Below are 16,410 nucleotides of genomic sequence, written 5' to 3' on the forward strand. Positions count from 1 at the left end.
GCCTGCTCGCGATGGCGATCTGTCAGTTGACGAAGATGTTGAAAGTGCCGGCCTTATCGCGAGCAGGCTCGCTCCTACAGGGATTGTGGCGTTCCTCAAAAGAGGTGGTCAAAAAGTGATCAGTGGTCTGTAGCCCATGCCCAGCATGGCCTGTAGTCCCTTTCACTCAGGTTATCCACAGGCGGTTCCACAGGCATTGTGGGTAAAGCATCCACAGGTCAGTGACAACCTGATGACTGCCAGACGCGTTGCGCACTGTGATGGAGGATACCGTGACGTCGGGCCAGGGCGTGCCGGTCCTTGCTGTAGCCGCCGCCGATCACGCCGACCACCGGAATATCCCGGCCCAGGCAATGGCGCATCACACTTTCATCGCGGGCGGCGACGCCTTCATCCGTCAGTTTCAGATAACCGAGGGCGTCATCCTTGTGCACATCGACCCCGGCGTCGTACAGCACCAGGTCGGGTTGATACAGCGGCAACAGGTAGTTGAGTGCATCGTCCACCACCTTCAGGTAATCGGCATCGCCCATGCCATTGGGCAGCGGAATGTCCCAATCGCTTTCAGCCTTGCGTGCAGGAAAATTCTTCTCGCAGTGCAGGGAAACGGTGATCGCCTCTGGAGTGTTGTGCAGAATCCGAGCAGTCCCATCGCCCTGATGCACGTCGCAATCGAAAATCAGCACCCGATTCACACGCCCGCTCTCCAGCAGGTAGTGGCTGATCACCGCCAGGTCGTTGAAGATGCAGAAACCCGCCGGGTAATCGTAATGCGCGTGGTGAGTGCCGCCGGCGAGGTGGCAGGCCAGCCCATGTTCCAGCGCTTGCTCGGCCGCCAGCAGCGAACCGCCGACCGCCCGCACCGTGCGTCGCGCCAGCGCTTCGCTCCAGGGCAGGCCAAGACGCCGTTGATCTTCACGGGACAACTCGCCACTCATGTAGCGTTCGATATACGAAGGGTCATGGGCGAGGGCGAGAATCTCTGGCGGGCACAGTTGTGGGCGCAGCAGATCGGCGTCGCGGGTCAGGCCGCTGTCCACCAGGTGATCGCGCAACAGGCGAAACTTGTCCATCGGGAAGCGGTGATCCGCCGGAAACTCGGGGCTGTAGTCTTCGTGGTAGATCAACGGCAACGGCATGATGATTTCAATCGGGAATGAGAGACGGATCCTACCAGCGTTGTAGACTGGCGGCATGGAAATGGGGGGGAGGGCACGATGGAGCCGATACTTGAACTGGCAAGCGCGCGATTGCTGATGCGCCAATGGCGTGATGACGATTTGCCGGAATTTGCCGCGATGTGCGCTGATCCTCAGGTCATGCGTTATTTTCCAGCGCCCTTGAGCCGACTGGAAAGTGCTGAATTGATCGGGCGAGTCCGTGGCCATTTCGCCGAGCACGGTTTTGGCCTGTGGGCACTGGAGCGCAAGGATACCGGGCAATTCATCGGTTTCACCGGGCTGGGCGTGGTCGGCTTCGAGGCACCGTTTACCCCGGCCATCGAAATCGGTTGGCGCCTGGCTCGCGAGCACTGGGGCCTTGGCTACGCCAGCGAAGCGGCGTGGACCGCTCTGCGCTGCGGGTTTGACCGCTTGCTGCTGAGCGAAGTCGTGTCCTTTACCGCTGACAGTAATCTGCCGTCGCAGAAAGTCATGCAGGCGATTGGTATGCATCACGATCCGGCCGATGACTTCGATCACCCCAAGCTTGCCGTCGATCATCCCCTGCGTCATCACGTGTTGTACCGCATCAGCCGTGAACAATGGCTGCAAACCTTGCATGGATAACCTGACACGGACGTTTACAATGGACCCCATGTTGGCCCGGGCCAGAAACTGAATCGACCGCTGCAGCCAAGACTGCGCGGTATTGCGTTGTGTGAGGAGAGTCTGAATGAGCCAAGTGTTGGAAGATCTGGTCGACCTGCTGACGCTGGAACCGATCGAGGAAAACCTGTTCCGTGGCCGCAGCCAGGACCTCGGGTTTCGTCAGTTGTTCGGTGGCCAGGTGCTCGGGCAGTCGCTGTCGGCGGCCAGTCAGACTGTGGAAGAGGCGCGTCATGTGCATTCGATGCACGGTTATTTCCTGCGTCCGGGCGACGCGGGTTTGCCAGTGGTTTACCAGGTTGACCGGGTGCGTGACGGCGGCAGTTTCAGCACGCGGCGTGTGACGGCCATCCAGAAGGGCCACCCGATCTTCACGTGCAGCGCTTCGTTCCAGTACGACGAAGAAGGCTTTCAGCACCAGAGTGAAATGCCACAAGTGGTCGGCCCGGAGAATCTGCCGTCGGAGCTGGAGTTGACCCAGCAACGCGCGCACCTGATCCCCGAGAAAATGCGCGAAAAGCTGCTGTGCCCGAAGCCGATCGAATTCCGCCCGGTGACCGAGAAAGATCCCTACAACCCATTGCCATCCGACCCGATCAAATACGTCTGGTTTCGCGCCGACGGTGCCTTGATCGATTCCCCGGCACTGCATAAATACTTGCTGGCCTACGCTTCGGATTTCGGCCTGCTCGTGACGTCGATGCAGCCTCACGGCAAATCGGTCTGGCACAAGGACATGCAGGTCGCCAGCCTCGACCATGCGTTGTGGTTCCACGCCAACCTGCGCGCCGATGACTGGTTGCTTTACGCGATGGACAGTCCGTGGGCCGGCAATTCCCGCGGGTTTTCCCGTGGCAGCGTATTCAACCGCGCCGGACAACTGGTGGCCTCGGTCACGCAGGAAGGTTTGATCCGCCATCGCAAGGATTGGGCATGAGCCTGACCGACGTACGTCATTGGGTGTTCGACATGGACGGCACCCTGACGGTGGCCGTGCATGATTTCGCGGCGATTCGCGTGGCATTGGCGATCCCCGCGCAAGACGACATCCTGACCCACCTGGCCGCGCTGCCCGCCGAGGAAGCAGCGGCCAAACACGCCTGGTTGCTGGAACATGAACGGGATCTGGCGCTGGGTTCGAAACCGGCGCCGGGCGCGGTAGAACTGGTGCGTGAGTTGGCCGGACGTGGTTATCGCCTGGGGATTCTGACGCGCAATGCCCGTGAGTTGGCGCACGTTACGCTCGAGGCGATCGGCCTGGCCGACTGCTTTGCAGTCGAGGATGTGCTCGGTCGCGATGAGGCCCCACCAAAGCCGCATCCCGGTGGTTTGCTCAAGCTGGCCGAGGCCTGGAGTGTGTCGACCAGCCAGATGGTGATGGTCGGTGACTACCGTTTTGATCTGGACTGCGGACGGGCAGCGGGGGCGCGTACGGTATTGGTGAATCTGCCGGATAATCCGTGGCCGGAATTGACCGACTGGCATGCGGTGGATTGTGTCGAGTTGCGGCAGATGCTTTCGGCTTGAACGCCTCATCGTGAGCAGGCTCGCCCTACAGTTGATCGCATTTCATTGTAGGAGTGAGCCTGCTCGCGATGGCGTCAAATCAGACAACAAGACTCATCGCCCGAATAACGCCTTCTGCCCCTCAGGCGACGTAAACATCCCGTCCCCGTTATGCCCGACCACGGGGACTTCAATCAGCTGTTGATCCAGCCCTCGCGGCTTCAACCGCTTCAGATAATTAAAGTAAAAACGCCCTCGGGCCAGGCGATTCGGGCCCTGGGCCTTGGCTTCGCAGCTTTTATCCAGCGCCGGATGGTTCGGGTCGATGTCCTGCTGCCCCAGTAAATAAACGACTTCACGCTTGAGGTACTTGTCCTGCAATTGCGCAGCGGTTTGTCCGTCGGCGTAGGCAGGTAGATCTGACAGGCCATACTTCCAGCGATTGAAGTCCGGGCACTTGGCATGGTTGAACGCTACCGGCCGGCGTTCATCGAAATAGGCATAGGAAGATGGGTTGGCGACCACGTAACGCAGCTTTACCCCGGCGCCTTCCAGTGCCGACTGATCGCGGCCCAGCAAAGCATAGTGCTGCACCACCTGTGCGCCGCCGGAGTGACCGGCGATCACGATTTCCTTCACATCCGCGAACTGCCGACGATCACTCAGCCGGGCGATGATTTCGTCCAGCGCCTCAAAGGAACTCATTCGAAACGGTGCCGTGGATTCACCGCCGGCCATCCATTCATTGCCTTGCCAGCGCAGGACGGTGTCAGCCACTGGGTGCTTTGCGACATCGGTTTCGTCAAGGAACTGCGGGGCGATCACCAGGGTGGTTTCGCTTTGTCCGGCCAGTTCGGCAGCGCGCAGGCCGCTCTGCAGGTAGGTTTGCGCATTGCGCAACCGGCCATGGACGATGATCAATACGCGCTCTATTTTTGCCGGTGCCCGGCTGATGCCCACCGCCATTTCACCTGACTTCAACAGCAGGCGCCCGGGACTGAGCTCTTTGACCCCTTGCTCTTGAGCCTGGGACGTTGCACATGTGAACAGTAATACCAACAACCACTTCTTCATTTACAGATTTTTCGCCGCAAAGGTATCGCACTGGCCCACCTGGCCCTGAGCGAATCCGGTTTTGAACCAGCGCACCCGTTGCGCTGACGTACCATGGGTAAATGAGTCCGGCACGACACGGCCCTGACCCTGTTGCTGCAAACGATCGTCGCCAATGGCATTGGCAGCGTTCAATGCTTCTTCGATATCGCCCGGTTCCAGCCAGTTCAACCGTTGCTGCGCATGGTTGGCCCAGACACCGGCCAGGCAGTCAGCCTGGAGTTCCTGGCGTACCAGCAAACCGCCGTCGCCTTCCATTTGCCGACCCTGCTGGCGGGCTGTCTGAATTTTCGCGGAAACGCCGAGCAAGGTCTGCACGTGGTGTCCGACTTCGTGAGCGATCACGTAGGCTTGGGCGAAATCGCCAGCTGCGGAAAAGCGCTGTGACATCTCCTGGAAGAACGCCATGTCCAGATAGACCTTCTGGTCTGCAGGGCAATAGAACGGACCGGTCGCCGATGTCGCCATCCCGCAGGCCGAGTTCACCCGGTTGCTGAACAGCACCAGGGTCGGGTCCTTATATTGCCGCCCGCCCTGCTGGAAAATCTGCTGCCAGGTGTCTTCGGTGTCGCCAAGGATCGAGCGCACGAATTCGGCGCCTTCATCCGTGGTCGGTGGGGCTTTGCGGGTCTGGGTGGTGGCGGGCGCCGATGTGTCGCCCATCTGGCCGGCCAGTTGTCCGAGAATCTGCATCGGGTCCTGGCCGGTGATCCAGCCGATTCCGACAATCAATACGATCGCGGTCAGGCTTAGGCCCTTGCCGCCACCAAAGCGCATCCCGCCACCGCCGGCACCCTCACTACGGGCATCGACCACGTTGTCGCTGCGTCGGCCTTTTTTCCATAGCATGTGGGAATCCTCTGGTAATCCGTGCGATGAGTGTTGCTGCCAAGTGAGAGCCGCGCCAGTCCGGTCGTCCGGCTTTTCCTGCGCACGTCGGTGTTCCCGGCAATCCGTAACGGCTGCCGAGAACTGTTCAGGCTTGTATTGAACGCGGATAACCCATCGAATTCCGTTCTGCGATGGGTTTTTATCCAGAGGGTGATCGCCGGTCCCGCAAGTTATTCGTCGAACGCGTCCCACACGGGCGCAAAGTCCGGGCTGACCTGTCGCTGGCGTTTGGACAGGCTGGCGATCAAGGCACGGTCCTGATCATCCAGATTGATCGTGAATGCCGCCAGGTTCGCCAGCTGATTGGCCTCGCTGCTGGCCTTGGGAATGGCCGCGACGTTCGATTGGTCCAGCAACCATTTGAGCGCGACCTGGGTTGGCAGTGCTCCGTGTTTGGCGGCGATCTGCTGGATGGCAGGGATATCCGACACCTTGTTCCGTGCCAGCGGTGTGTAGGCCGTCAACGCCATGTCGTGTTGGCGAGCGTAGTCGAGCAGTGCGTTTTGTCCGAGCAACACGTGGTATTCGACCTGAATGGCTGACAGCGGCGCGCCCAGTTCTTCGATGACTTTGCGCAACAGCGGTAGAGGAAAATTCGCCACGCCGATGTTGCGTGCCAGCCCCTGTTCCTTGAGCGCCACCAGGGTTTCAATGGTGCGTGGCAAATCCCAATCGGTACTGGGCCAGTGGATCATGAACAAGTCGACGTAATCGGAACGCAGGGCCTTGAGGCTGCGGTCCATGGAATGACGCATCGCATCGGGTTGCAGTTGGTCCCACCAGACCTTGGTGGTGATGTGGATCTGGTGGCGAGGTGTCGGACTGTTCGCCACTGCCTGCCCGACAGCGTCCTCGTTGTTGTAGCCGGCTGCCGTGTCGATATGCCGGTATCCGAGCGCCAGGGCCTGCTCCACGGCGCGGGTGCACTCATCTGCAAGCATTGGCCAGGTGCCGAGGCCCAGTTTCGGCATGTTCAGACCTTGTCTGTTAACGATGTGCTGCATGATCGATCTCCTTTTCAAAAGCAGTGACGCCTGCGATGTGGCGTGCGGCGATGTAACCGAAGGTCAGCGCCGGGCCGATGTTGATGCCGCCGGCGGGGTAATGGCCACCCATGATGCTCGCCATGTCGCCGCCCGCCGCGTAGAGCCCTTCAATGGCCTGACCGGCGTGGTCCAGAACCTGCGCATGCGGGTTGACCTTGAGTCCTGCGAAAGTGCCAAAGCTTCCGGGCTGGACCTTCACGGCATAAAACGGCCCCTGTTCGATAGGCGCGACACAGGGGTTGGGGTGTTGCGACGCATCACCTTGTTTGCGGTTGTAAGGCGTCGAGCCACGGCCGAATTGCGGATCTTCGCCATTGCGTGCGTGACGGTTGTAGTCCGACACCGTGGCGCACAAGCCGCTCGGATCAATGCCGCAGGCCGACGCCAATTCCTCCAGGGTGTTACCGGTTTTCAGATAGCCACTGCGGATGAAGGATGTCAGCGGCACAGGAAATGGCCGTGAAATCCCCAAGCCATAACGCCGCTGAAAACGATGATTGCAAATCAGCCAGGAGGCGACTTCTTCGCCTTGCGGCGCGGCGGCGACCATGGCCTTCACATAGTCGTAGTAACCGTTGGCTTCATTGACGAAACGCTGGCCGTTGCTCAGTACGCCGATGATTCCGGGCTTGCCGCGCTCGATGATGTGCGGGAAATGACCAAGGCTGCCGTCGCCGTGCGGCACTTGCGATACCGGTGCCCAGGCCACGGGAGAGGCCATGTCGGCATTGATTTGTGCGCCGACACTTTCGCCCAGTCGCAGGCCGTCACCGGACACACCGAGCGGTGGCAAGGCCAAATGTTCATGGCCGGTCGGCGTGCGCGGAAACAGCGCTTTGCGCCGTTCGATGTCATTGGCGAAGCCGCCGGCCGCCAGCACCACGCCCTTGCGCGCCCGGATGCGCATCAAGCCTTTGCCTGTGCTGACGATCGCCCCGTGCACCTGATTGTTCTCACACAACAATTGGGTGACCGGCGCCGATTCCCAGAGCAGTACACCGAGGTCTTCGGCAGACTTTGCCAGACGCGCCACCAAGGCCACGCCGTTGACCAGTTGCATGGCACGACCATGCACGGCGAGATCGAACAAATGCCGGGTGAAGCGTCGGGTGACGTGCCACGCCGCTGACAGCGAGCGGGTCAGGTTGAGGAACGCCGTGAGGTCCGCGCCGGCCATGATCGGCATGCCCATGAAAGACGTTTCGCGCATTGTTTTACGTAAACGCTTGAGCAGTTTGCCGACATTTCTGGCATCAAACGGCGCTGCGATAACCGAGCGCCCCCCGGTCCCGGCACCAGGTGTGTCGCCGTGGATGTCGGCAATGGCATTGCCGTCGGCAAACTGCAACGAGGTGTGCTGTTCAAAGAACGCGACCATTTGCGGAGCGGCTTGAAGGAACGCGTCAATCATTGCCGGATCGTACTGGTCGCCCAACTCATGTTGCAGATAGGTGCGCGGTTGCTCAATGTCTTCGACGATGCCGGCACGCCGCGCCAATGGATTGCATGGCACCCAGGCCCAGCCTCCTGACCAGGCCGTGGCGCCGCCGAATACCGGGTCCTTCTCTACCACGATCACCTTCAGCCCGTGCCAGGCCGCAGTGACGGCTGCGGACAGGCCCGCCGCACCTGAGCCGACGATCAGCACATCGCAGTCGATGTCGGGAAAAATGTGCGAATCGGCAGGCATGGTAAGCACTCCGGTGTTGATATTTTGGAATTTGATTCCAGAAAATATAAGAGTCTTCCTAAGGCGAGCAAGTGAAGGCTGCGTAAAGGGGGCGGTTATCGGACATACAGTTCCAGATTTCCCGTTCCGCGGGTTGTCTTCTAGAATCGAGCAAATTTTGCGTGGAAACTCCCATGGCCGGCAGTCAGATCGAACGTGTTTTCAGTGTGCTCGAAAGCCTCACCAGCGACCCTCGCGGTCTGCCAATGCAGACCTTGGCGGAGCAATTGGACATTCCCAAAAGCGCGACTCACCGCTTGCTCGCCGAGCTGATTCGGCTGGGTTACGTGCGGCAGAATCCGGAAAACTTGCGTTATCACTTGTCGACCAAACTGGTGGCCATGGGGTTCCGATACCTGTCGAGCAGCGGCGCCGACATTGTGCAGCCGGTGCTGGACCGGTTGGCACAGGAAACCGGTGAACTGGTGCGACTGGGGGTGATCGAGGGCGAGCGCCAGACCTGGATCGCCAAGTCCCAGGGGGCTCGCTCGGGCTTGCGTTATGACCCTGACATGGGTCGCGATGCACCCTTGTTTTATACCGCCTCGGGGCATGCGTGGCTGGCGTGTATGAGCGATGCCGAGGCCTTGTCGCTGGTGGAGCGCCAGGCGGCGGATCGGCCGCTGGAACCGGGGCCGAATGCGCCGCGTTCCAACATCGAATTGCTTGAGCGTTTGCGTCTGGCGCGGGAGCAGGGCTACGCCTGTGTCGAGGAAAGTTCGGCCGTAGGCACTTCAGCGATTGCCGCGGTGGTTCGCCATCCGGGGGACGGGCGGGTGATCGGCGTGCTCAGCATCGCCGGGCCCAGTGCACGGATGCCGGGCGCACGGTTGCATGAATTGGCGCCGTTGTTGTTGGCGTTTACCGAAGAGTTGTCGGCGGCGAGTCTGGCGTCGGAACTGTTCAGCTAAAACCGCCAATTGAGAAGCTGTGCGCTGTTCGAACACTTTCTGTACCGGTCTGTGTAAGATTGTGGAACTCGGTTCTAAATTAATGGAATTCATTTTTCCAACAAGAACCACAAGAGGACCGCATCTTGAATTCGCCCCTTCGAATCGCGTTGATCGGCGCCGGCAACATGGGCCAGCAGCACTACCAGCATTTGAACTCCCTGAGTGAAGCGATCCTGTGCGCCGTCGCTGATCCCGGGCCGCAAGCGGCCGCTCTCGCGGCGCAATGGGGAGTCGGTTATTTCGCCGATCACCGTCAGATGCTGGAGCAGGCGAAGCCAGACGCGGTCATCATCGCCAACCCCAACACGTTGCATGTCAGTACTGCGCTCGACTGTCTGGCGGCGAACGTGCCGGTGCTGCTGGAAAAACCGGTGGGTGTGCACCTCGATGAAGCCCGGACGTTGGTGGCCGCTTCGAAAGCGAGCGGCGTTCCGGTGCTGGTCGGCCATCACCGGCGTCACAATCCGTTGATCGTCCGTGCCCATGAACTTATCCACAGCGGCGCGCTGGGCCGATTGACCACGGTCACGGCGCTCTGGCAATTGCGCAAGCCCGACAGTTACTTCGAAACACCTTGGCGCCGCGAGGCGGGTGCAGGAATGCTGTTGACCAATCTGATCCACGACCTCGATCTGCTTCGGCATTTGTGTGGCGAGGTGCGCCAGGTGCAGGCCATTACCAGCAACGCAATACGCGGGTTTGCCAACGAGGATTGCGCGGCGGTGCTGCTGCAATTCGACAACGGCGCGTTGGGTAGCCTGACCGGTTCCGATGCGGTGGCCGCGCCCTGGAGTTGGGAGTTGGGTTCGGGGGAGAACCCGGTGTATCCACGTCAGGCCGACCAGCCGTGTTATTTATTGGCCGGGACCGGCGGCGCGTTGAGCATTGCGCAACTCAAGCGTTGGCATTACAACGAAGTCGATGGCGGTTGGCACCAACCGTTGCTCGAAGCTCAGGAAGATGTCGTTGCCGATGAAGCACTGCGTCTACAGTTGCAGCACTTCGTGCGGGTTGTGCGCCGAGAGGTCGAGCCGCTGGTGAGCGCCGCGGATGCCGCACGCACGCTGGCACTGATCGAAGCCATTCGCGAGGCCGCCGAAACCGGTCGTGCCTGCGCACCGTCGTTGATCGAGGGCTGACCATGAGCGAACGAATCTTTTCCCTGGCCAGTCTGACGGTGCTGGAGCTTTCACCGCCGCAGATGGTCGAAGTCGCGGCGCGGGCCGGTTACAGCCACGTCGGTTTGCGCCTGGTGCCGGCGACGCCGGAGGAACATCATTTTGCCTTGGTGGCCGATGGCGATTTACGCCGTCAGACCTTGGCCCGTCTGCGCGATACCGGCGTTCGTGTGCTGGATGTTGAAATCCTGCGTTTGAAACCGGACACCGTCGTCGCCGACTTCGAGAAAGTTCTGGCGGTCGGTGCCGAATTCGGCGCCAGTGAGTTGCTGGTCGCCGGTAACGATTCTGACGAGCAACGGCTGACAGAAAACTTCGCGCGGCTGTGTGATCTTGCAAAGCCCTACGGCCTGCATCCGCATCTGGAATTCATGCCCTGGACCGATGCGCGCAATCTGCAACAAGCCGTGCGTATCGTCGAGAATGCCGGGCGTGAAAACGGTGCGGTGCTGGTGGATGCATTTCACTTCGATCGTTCGGCATCGCAACTGGAAGATCTGGCCAGCGTTGCGCCTTCACGGTTACGGTATGCACAGTTGTGCGATGTTGCCGGGCCGCGACCGACCGACATGGCCGAGATTTTGCGTCAGGCGCGTAACGAGCGACGTTTTCCGGGGGATGGCGATTGTGATCTGCCGGGATTGTTGCGCTGTTTGCCGGCTAACATTCCACTGAGCCTGGAGATTCCCACTGTGCAGTTGCTGGAGCAGGGCGTGAGTGGGCTGGATCGGGCGCAGATGGCTTTGGATAAAACCCGGGAATTGCTGGCGCGGATTTGACTTGCTTTTGTGATGAGGGAGCTTGCTCCCGTTCGAGCGCGGAGCGGTCGCCGATGCTGTTTTGGGACTGCTGCGCAGTCCAGCGGGAGCCAGCTCCCTCGCCACATACCCATTTCACTAAGAGGCCTTCATGACCGTCAGCACCCCGCTCTCCGGCGTCAATCAGCCCTTCAAGGGGATCCTGCTGATCGTTGTCGCAACCTTCCTGTTTTCCAGTCACGACGCATTCTCGAAGTACCTCTCCGGTTTCTATCCGATTGTGATGGTGGTATGGGCGCGCTACGTGGTTCACACGTTGCTGATGGCCGGGATTTTCCTGCCGCAATCGGGGCTGCGGGTTCTGCGTACCAAGCGACCGCTGCTGCAATTGATTCGCGCACTGTGCCTGTTGGGCACCAGCCTGTTTTTCACCACCGGGTTGATGTACATCCCGCTGGCCGAGGCGACGTCGGTCAACTTCCTGGCACCGGTGCTGGTCACCGCATTGTCGGTGCCGTTGTTGGGCGAGCGGGTCACTCGCGGGCAATGGCTGGCGGTGATCTTCGGCTTCATCGGTGTATTGATCATCGTTCATCCCGGCGGTGATTTGTTTACCCCGGCAGTGTTGTTGCCATTCTGTTCGGCATTGTTTTTCTGCTTCTACCAATTGCTGACGCGCAAGCTCAGCGAGATCGACAGCCCGACCACCAGCAACTTCTTCGCCGGCCTGTGCAACACTTTGGTGATGAGCGCGCTGGTGCCGTTCTTCTGGCAGACGCCGAGCCTGGCGCACGGCGCGATGATGCTGGCGCTGGGTGCCTGCGGGATGACAGCGCACCTGTTCCTGACCCAGGCTTTCCGGCTTGCTGCGCCGGCATTGCTGGCGCCGTTCAGTTACTGCCAGATCATCTTCGCCGGTCTGCTGGGCTGGTGGCTGTTTTCCCACACGCCGACCCTGACCACCGTGATCGGCATCGCCATTATTTGCTGCAGTGGCCTGGCAGCGGCCTGGCAGCAAAGTCGTCGCTGATAGCCCCTGAACAGCAGGCAAAAAAAAGCGCAGGCCCGATAGCGGGCCTGCGCCGAGGGAACATCAGTCTTCTACTGTCGGAATCTTGCGCGGTGCCATGAAGTACATCCAGGTCAGTGCAATGAAGTACATCGCCGGGATCAGGGTGAACAGCACGGTGTAGTTGTTGTTGGTGACCGTCAGGATGTGGCCGACCAACTGGGTCATGAACATCCCGCCAATGGCCGCACACATGCCGCCGAAACCGAACACCGTACTCATCATGTGCTTGGGCGTGTAGTCCATCACCAGGCTCCAGATGTTGGCGGTCCAGGCCTGGTGCGCGCCGATGGCCAGAGAGATGGCGAACACTGCGACCCACAGGTTGCTGGAACCCGCCGCCATGACCACGCCGATGATGCAGCAGGCGAACAGGAACATCGACATCAGTCGCGCCTTGATCGGGTTGACACCGCGGCCGATCAGGAACGAGGAGAGGATGCCGCCGCCCACGCTGCCGAAGTCGGCAGTGAGGTAGATGATGATCAGCGGGATGCCCATCTGGGTCACGTTGATGCCCAGGTTGTATTGCTGATTGAGGAACGGTGGCAGCCAGTACAGGTAGAACCAGAACACCGGCGCGGTGATCGAGTAGGCGAGGGCAAAGGCCCAGGTGCCGCGCATGCGCAGGATTCGCGAGAACGGTACGCGGGTCTGTTCCGGTTCGACTTCATTCTGGATGTAGTCCAGTTCGGACTGTTTGACGCTCGGGTGATCTTCCGGGTTGAAGTACTTCAGGCCCCAGAACAGCAACCAGATACCGCCCAGTGCGGCCATGCACAGGAACGCGGCTTGCCAGCCCCAGACGTGCAGGATCAGCGGCAGCAGCATCGGCGTGAACATCGCACCGACGTTGGTACCGGCGTTGAAAATACCGGTGGCCACCGCACGTTCACCGGCCGGGAACCACAGGCGCGTGGTTTTCACGCAGGCCGGGTAGTTGGCGGCTTCAGTGAGGCCGAGAATGAAACGGCAGACCATGAAGCCGACCGCCGAAGTGGCCAGGCCGTGGGCACCGGTCGCCAGGCTCCAGAGCAGCACGGCGCAGAAGAACACGCGCTTGACGCCGACCCGGTCGATCAATCGGCCTTGCAGCACGAAGCCGATGGCGTAGCCGACCTGGAACCAGAAGTTGATGTTGGCGTAGTCCATCGCCGTCCAGCTCATTTCCTTGGCAAGGATCGGCTGCATGACGCCGAGGGCGGCGCGGTCGATGTAGTTCAGGGTGGTGGCGAAAAATACCAGCGCCAGCATGCCCCAGCGGGTTTTGCCGACCGCCATGGCACCACGGATTTTATCGCCGATGCCACCAGTGGCAGCGCTCATGGCCGGAGCCATGCGGGAGCTTTGAGTAGGAATCATGTGTACCACCCGTTTTTGAATTTGTTATGAGTGTTCTGGGTCGTCGAACAGTTTTTTGAACACGGCGACCGGTGGTTGGTTACCCGGCCTCAATGTGGGATTGATGTTGCGCAGTGAACAAAAAATCGTCAATTCGCCAACGGCCATTGTGTTCGATAATCGCACGCAAAACTAACCGGGTAGTACACTTTGAATTGATCAATGCACCGGCCCGCTCAATAATTCGCTCACTCTATTAAAAGCGGCGCAAATTCCCTGTAGCCGAAGCCTCCACCAGGAGTCGAAAACATGCAGCGTTCCATTGCCACCGTGTCCTTGAGCGGTACCCTGCCGGAAAAACTCGAAGCCATTGCCGCCGCCGGTTTTGACGGTGTCGAGATTTTCGAGAACGACCTTCTCTACTACGACGGCAGCCCTCGGGAAATTAAACAGATGTGCGCCGATCTCGGGATCGCCATCACCCTGTTCCAACCGTTCCGGGATTTCGAAGGCTGCCGCCGTGACCGCTTGTCGCGCAATCTGGAAAGGGCCGAGCGCAAGTTCGACCTGATGCAGGAACTGGGCACCGACCTGGTGCTGGTGTGCAGCAACGCCTCGGTTGACTCTGTGGGTGACGAACAGATTCTGGTCGATGACTTGCGCTTGCTGGCCGAGCGCGCCGGCGCACGAGGCCTGCGCATCGGTTACGAAGCGCTGGCCTGGGGCCGGCATGTGAACACCTGGCAGCAGGTGTGGAACATTGTCCGCCAAGCGGATCATCCAAGCCTCGGGGTGTTGCTCGACAGCTTCCATACGCTGTCGCTCAAGGGCGACCCGAGCGCCATCGCCGAGATTCCCGGCGACAAGATTTTCTTCGTGCAAATGGCCGACGCGCCGATCCTGGCCATGGATGTGCTGGAGTGGAGCCGACATTTCCGGTGCTTCCCGGGCCAGGGTGAATTCGATCTGCCGGGCTTCCTCGCGCCGATCATCAAGAGTGGCTACACCGGCCCGCTGTCGCTGGAGATCTTCAACGACGGTTTCCGTGCCGCGCCGCCGCGGGCCAATGCTGCCGACGGGCTGCGCTCGTTGCTTTACCTTGAAGAGAAAACCCGCCAGCGCCTGGAACAGCAAGCCAAGCCATCGAGCAACCTCGACATTCTGTTCGAAACACCGAAGGCCAGCGAATACAACGGCATCGAGTTTCTCGAATTTGCCGTGGACGAAAGCCTCGGCGCCAAGCTATCCCATTGGCTGGAGCGTTTGGGTTTCGTCAAGGCAGGCCAGCATCGCTCCAAGAGCGTCAGCCTGCTGCGCCAGGGCGACATCAACCTGATCCTCAACTCCGAGCCGTACTCGTTCGGCCACAGTTTCTTCGAGGCGCACGGGCCGTCACTGTGCGCCACCGCCGTGCGGGTCAAGGACAGCGCCAGTGCGCTGGCCCGGGCCGTGGCTTACAAAGGCCAGCCCTATCGCGGGCTGGTCGGGCCGAACGAACTGGAGCTGGCCGCCGTGCGGGCGCCGGACGGCAGCCTGATTTACCTGGTCGACCAGCAGGCCGACGTCTACGGCACTGACTTCAATCTGTTCCCGGATGCGCAGACCGCTGGCGGCCTCAAGCGCATCGACCACATGGCCATGGCGCTGCCGGCCGACAGCCTCGACAGTTGGGTGTTGTTCTACAAGAGCCTGCTGGACTTCGAAGCCGATGACGAAGTGGTGCTGCCCGATCCCTACGGCCTGGTGAAAAGCCGTGCACTGCGCAGCCGCGACAGTTCGATTCGCTTGCCGCTGAACATTTCCGAAAACCGCAACACCGCCATCTCACATGCACTGTCGAGTTATCGCGGCTCCGGCGTGCATCACATTGCGTTTGATTGCGACGATATCTTCGCCCAGGTCAGCCGCGCCAAAGAGGCAGGCGTGCCGCTGCTGGATATCCCGCTCAACTACTACGATGACCTGGCAGCCCGTTTCGATTTCGACGACGAGTTTCTCAGCGAGTTGGCCTATTACAACGTGCTGTACGACCGTGATGCCCAGGGTGGCGAGCTGTTTCACGTCTACACCGAGCCGTTCGAAGGACGCTTCTTCTTCGAGATCATCCAGCGCAAGAACGGTTATGCCGGTTACGGCGCGGCCAACGTAGCAGTGCGTTTGGCCGCCATGGCCAAATCCCGAAGCGGCGCCGTACGCCAGGCAAAGTTGTAGGAAAATCGTAAACACGCCGACAAACCGCTGCCGCACGGCTTCCTTCGCTGTGCGGCGCGGCTCATAATCGCCAGCCTGTGCAGTGATGGCCGTGAGCCCGCAATGACAATGACCTCAGAACTCTCCGCAGCGCCCGAGCAACCCCTGGCCGAGCCGCGCAAGAGTCGCAAGAACAACCCGGAAAAAACCCGCGAGAACATCCTTCAGGAAGCGATTGTCGAGTTCGTTCAACAAGGCCTGTCCGGGGCTCGCGTCGATGCGATCGCCGAGCGCATCCACACCTCCAAGCGCATGATCTATTACTACTTCGGCAGTAAGGAACAGCTCTACGTCGAAGTGCTGGAAAAGCTCTACGGCGATATCCGCAACACCGAAAACCGCCTGCACCTGACTGAGCTGGCGCCGGTAGAGGCGATTCGACGCCTGGTGGAATTCACCTTCGATCACCATGATCACAACGTCGATTTCGTGCGCATTGTCAGTATCGAGAACATTCACAACGCCGAGTATGTGAAGCGCTCCGATGCCATCAAGGCGATGAACAACACCATCCTCGATTCACTGGGCGAGATTCTGCGTCGCGGCGCCGAGCAAGGGCTGTTCCGCACGGGGCTTGATCCGTTGGATGTGCATTTGCTGATCAGTTCGTTCTGCTTCTATCGCGTGTCGAACCGTCATACCTTTGGCGAGATCTTTCAGATAGACCTGCCGGATGAACGCATCAAGCAGCGCCATCGCGAGATGATCTGCGAGTCGGTCCTGCGGTATCTGCAGGCCTGATGCGGGCGA

General features: G+C 60.3%; 15 protein-coding genes. 9 read left to right on the top strand and 6 right to left on the bottom strand.

Annotation, left to right across the window (positions count from 1 at the left end; all coding sequences use genetic code 11):
* Positions 1 to 218: 218 nt before the first annotated feature.
* Entirely contained in the window at positions 219 to 1,139 is a 921-nt protein-coding gene (locus D8U73_RS22510; RefSeq protein WP_056855720.1) for a histone deacetylase, read from the bottom strand.
* 78 nt (positions 1,140 to 1,217) lie between these two features.
* Here D8U73_RS22510 and D8U73_RS22515 point away from each other — a divergent pair, with 78 nt between their 5' ends.
* From D8U73_RS22515 to D8U73_RS22525, 3 genes are all read left to right on the top strand, one after another.
* Complete coding sequence (locus tag D8U73_RS22515) at positions 1,218 to 1,787, top strand: GNAT family N-acetyltransferase (protein WP_130905837.1); 570 nt, start codon at positions 1,218 to 1,220, stop codon at positions 1,785 to 1,787.
* 106 nt (positions 1,788 to 1,893) lie between these two features.
* The gene (gene tesB, locus D8U73_RS22520; protein WP_056855718.1) at positions 1,894 to 2,763 is read left to right on the top strand and encodes an acyl-CoA thioesterase II; all 870 of its coding nucleotides are present in this window, start codon (positions 1,894 to 1,896) and stop codon (positions 2,761 to 2,763) included.
* Entirely contained in the window at positions 2,760 to 3,353 is a 594-nt protein-coding gene (locus tag D8U73_RS22525) for an HAD family hydrolase (protein WP_056855717.1), read from the top strand. Before tesB ends, D8U73_RS22525 begins: the two co-directional genes overlap by 4 nt.
* A gap of 93 nt (positions 3,354 to 3,446) precedes the next feature.
* On the opposite strand, the gene D8U73_RS22530 is transcribed toward D8U73_RS22525, so the two are convergent.
* The 4 genes from D8U73_RS22530 to D8U73_RS22545 all read right to left on the bottom strand — a co-directional run bounded on the left by D8U73_RS22530 (position 3,447) and on the right by D8U73_RS22545 (position 8,072).
* Positions 3,447 to 4,406, bottom strand: a complete 960-nt coding sequence (locus D8U73_RS22530) for an alpha/beta hydrolase (RefSeq protein ID WP_130905838.1) — start codon at positions 4,404 to 4,406, stop codon at positions 3,447 to 3,449.
* The gene (locus tag D8U73_RS22535; RefSeq protein WP_130905839.1) at positions 4,407 to 5,294 is read right to left on the bottom strand and encodes a neutral zinc metallopeptidase; all 888 of its coding nucleotides are present in this window, start codon (positions 5,292 to 5,294) and stop codon (positions 4,407 to 4,409) included.
* Positions 5,295 to 5,506: 212 nt separating this feature from the next.
* The gene (locus tag D8U73_RS22540) at positions 5,507 to 6,340 is read right to left on the bottom strand and encodes an aldo/keto reductase (protein ID WP_130905840.1); all 834 of its coding nucleotides are present in this window, start codon (positions 6,338 to 6,340) and stop codon (positions 5,507 to 5,509) included.
* Entirely contained in the window at positions 6,324 to 8,072 is a 1,749-nt protein-coding gene (locus D8U73_RS22545) for an FAD-dependent oxidoreductase (RefSeq protein WP_130905841.1), read from the bottom strand. The genes D8U73_RS22540 and D8U73_RS22545 overlap by 17 nt, the downstream gene beginning before the upstream one ends.
* Positions 8,073 to 8,245: 173 nt before the next feature.
* On the opposite strand from D8U73_RS22545, the gene D8U73_RS22550 reads away from it, so the two are divergent.
* From D8U73_RS22550 to D8U73_RS22565, 4 genes are all read left to right on the top strand, one after another.
* Entirely contained in the window at positions 8,246 to 9,022 is a 777-nt protein-coding gene (locus tag D8U73_RS22550) for an IclR family transcriptional regulator (protein WP_056855712.1), read from the top strand.
* Between the two features lie 125 nt (positions 9,023 to 9,147).
* A complete protein-coding gene (locus D8U73_RS22555) occupies positions 9,148 to 10,203 on the top strand; it encodes a Gfo/Idh/MocA family oxidoreductase (protein WP_056855711.1) in 1,056 nt (351 codons plus the stop codon).
* A 2-nt stretch (positions 10,204 to 10,205) separates the two neighbouring features.
* Positions 10,206 to 11,021 (top strand): sugar phosphate isomerase/epimerase, encoded by an 816-nt coding sequence (locus D8U73_RS22560; RefSeq protein ID WP_130905842.1) that lies wholly within the window; start codon positions 10,206 to 10,208, stop codon positions 11,019 to 11,021.
* 130 nt (positions 11,022 to 11,151) lie between these two features.
* On the top strand, positions 11,152 to 12,030 hold the full coding sequence (locus D8U73_RS22565) for a DMT family transporter (RefSeq protein WP_056855709.1): 879 nt from the start codon (positions 11,152 to 11,154) through the stop codon (positions 12,028 to 12,030).
* A gap of 63 nt (positions 12,031 to 12,093) precedes the next feature.
* Here the strand turns inward: D8U73_RS22565 and D8U73_RS22570 are convergent, their stop codons facing one another.
* On the bottom strand, positions 12,094 to 13,431 hold the full coding sequence (locus tag D8U73_RS22570; protein WP_056855708.1) for an MFS transporter: 1,338 nt from the start codon (positions 13,429 to 13,431) through the stop codon (positions 12,094 to 12,096).
* 288 nt (positions 13,432 to 13,719) lie between these two features.
* Between D8U73_RS22570 and quiC the strand changes: the two genes are divergently transcribed.
* Positions 13,720 to 15,621 (top strand): 3-dehydroshikimate dehydratase QuiC, encoded by a 1,902-nt coding sequence (gene quiC / locus D8U73_RS22575; protein WP_056855707.1) that lies wholly within the window; start codon positions 13,720 to 13,722, stop codon positions 15,619 to 15,621.
* A gap of 102 nt (positions 15,622 to 15,723) precedes the next feature.
* Positions 15,724 to 16,401, top strand: a complete 678-nt coding sequence (locus tag D8U73_RS22580; RefSeq protein ID WP_130905843.1) for a TetR/AcrR family transcriptional regulator — start codon at positions 15,724 to 15,726, stop codon at positions 16,399 to 16,401.
* The last annotated feature ends 9 nt before the right edge of the window (positions 16,402 to 16,410 follow it).

The sequence above is a fragment of the Pseudomonas sp. Sample_22 genome (assembly GCF_004307635.1).
GTDB lineage: Bacteria > Pseudomonadota > Gammaproteobacteria > Pseudomonadales > Pseudomonadaceae > Aquipseudomonas.

Excerpts from the sequence above, each read along its gene's own strand:
- D8U73_RS22510 (WP_056855720.1), bottom strand. The coding sequence starts at position 1,139 with ATGCCGTTGCCGTTGATCTACCACGAAGACTACAGCCCCGAGTTTCCG.
- tesB (WP_056855718.1), top strand. The coding sequence starts at position 1,894 with ATGAGCCAAGTGTTGGAAGATCTGGTCGACCTGCTGACGCTGGAACCG.
- quiC (WP_056855707.1), top strand. The coding sequence starts at position 13,720 with ATGCAGCGTTCCATTGCCACCGTGTCCTTGAGCGGTACCCTGCCGGAA.
- D8U73_RS22545 (WP_130905841.1), bottom strand. The coding sequence starts at position 8,072 with ATGCCTGCCGATTCGCACATTTTTCCCGACATCGACTGCGATGTGCTG.
- D8U73_RS22530 (WP_130905838.1), bottom strand. The coding sequence starts at position 4,406 with ATGAAGAAGTGGTTGTTGGTATTACTGTTCACATGTGCAACGTCCCAG.
- D8U73_RS22560 (WP_130905842.1), top strand. The coding sequence starts at position 10,206 with ATGAGCGAACGAATCTTTTCCCTGGCCAGTCTGACGGTGCTGGAGCTT.
- D8U73_RS22515 (WP_130905837.1), top strand. The coding sequence starts at position 1,218 with ATGGAGCCGATACTTGAACTGGCAAGCGCGCGATTGCTGATGCGCCAA.
- D8U73_RS22570 (WP_056855708.1), bottom strand. The coding sequence starts at position 13,431 with ATGATTCCTACTCAAAGCTCCCGCATGGCTCCGGCCATGAGCGCTGCC.
- D8U73_RS22535 (WP_130905839.1), bottom strand. The coding sequence starts at position 5,294 with ATGCTATGGAAAAAAGGCCGACGCAGCGACAACGTGGTCGATGCCCGT.
- D8U73_RS22580 (WP_130905843.1), top strand. The coding sequence starts at position 15,724 with ATGACAATGACCTCAGAACTCTCCGCAGCGCCCGAGCAACCCCTGGCC.
- D8U73_RS22550 (WP_056855712.1), top strand. The coding sequence starts at position 8,246 with ATGGCCGGCAGTCAGATCGAACGTGTTTTCAGTGTGCTCGAAAGCCTC.
- D8U73_RS22540 (WP_130905840.1), bottom strand. The coding sequence starts at position 6,340 with ATGCAGCACATCGTTAACAGACAAGGTCTGAACATGCCGAAACTGGGC.
- D8U73_RS22525 (WP_056855717.1), top strand. The coding sequence starts at position 2,760 with ATGAGCCTGACCGACGTACGTCATTGGGTGTTCGACATGGACGGCACC.
- D8U73_RS22565 (WP_056855709.1), top strand. The coding sequence starts at position 11,152 with ATGACCGTCAGCACCCCGCTCTCCGGCGTCAATCAGCCCTTCAAGGGG.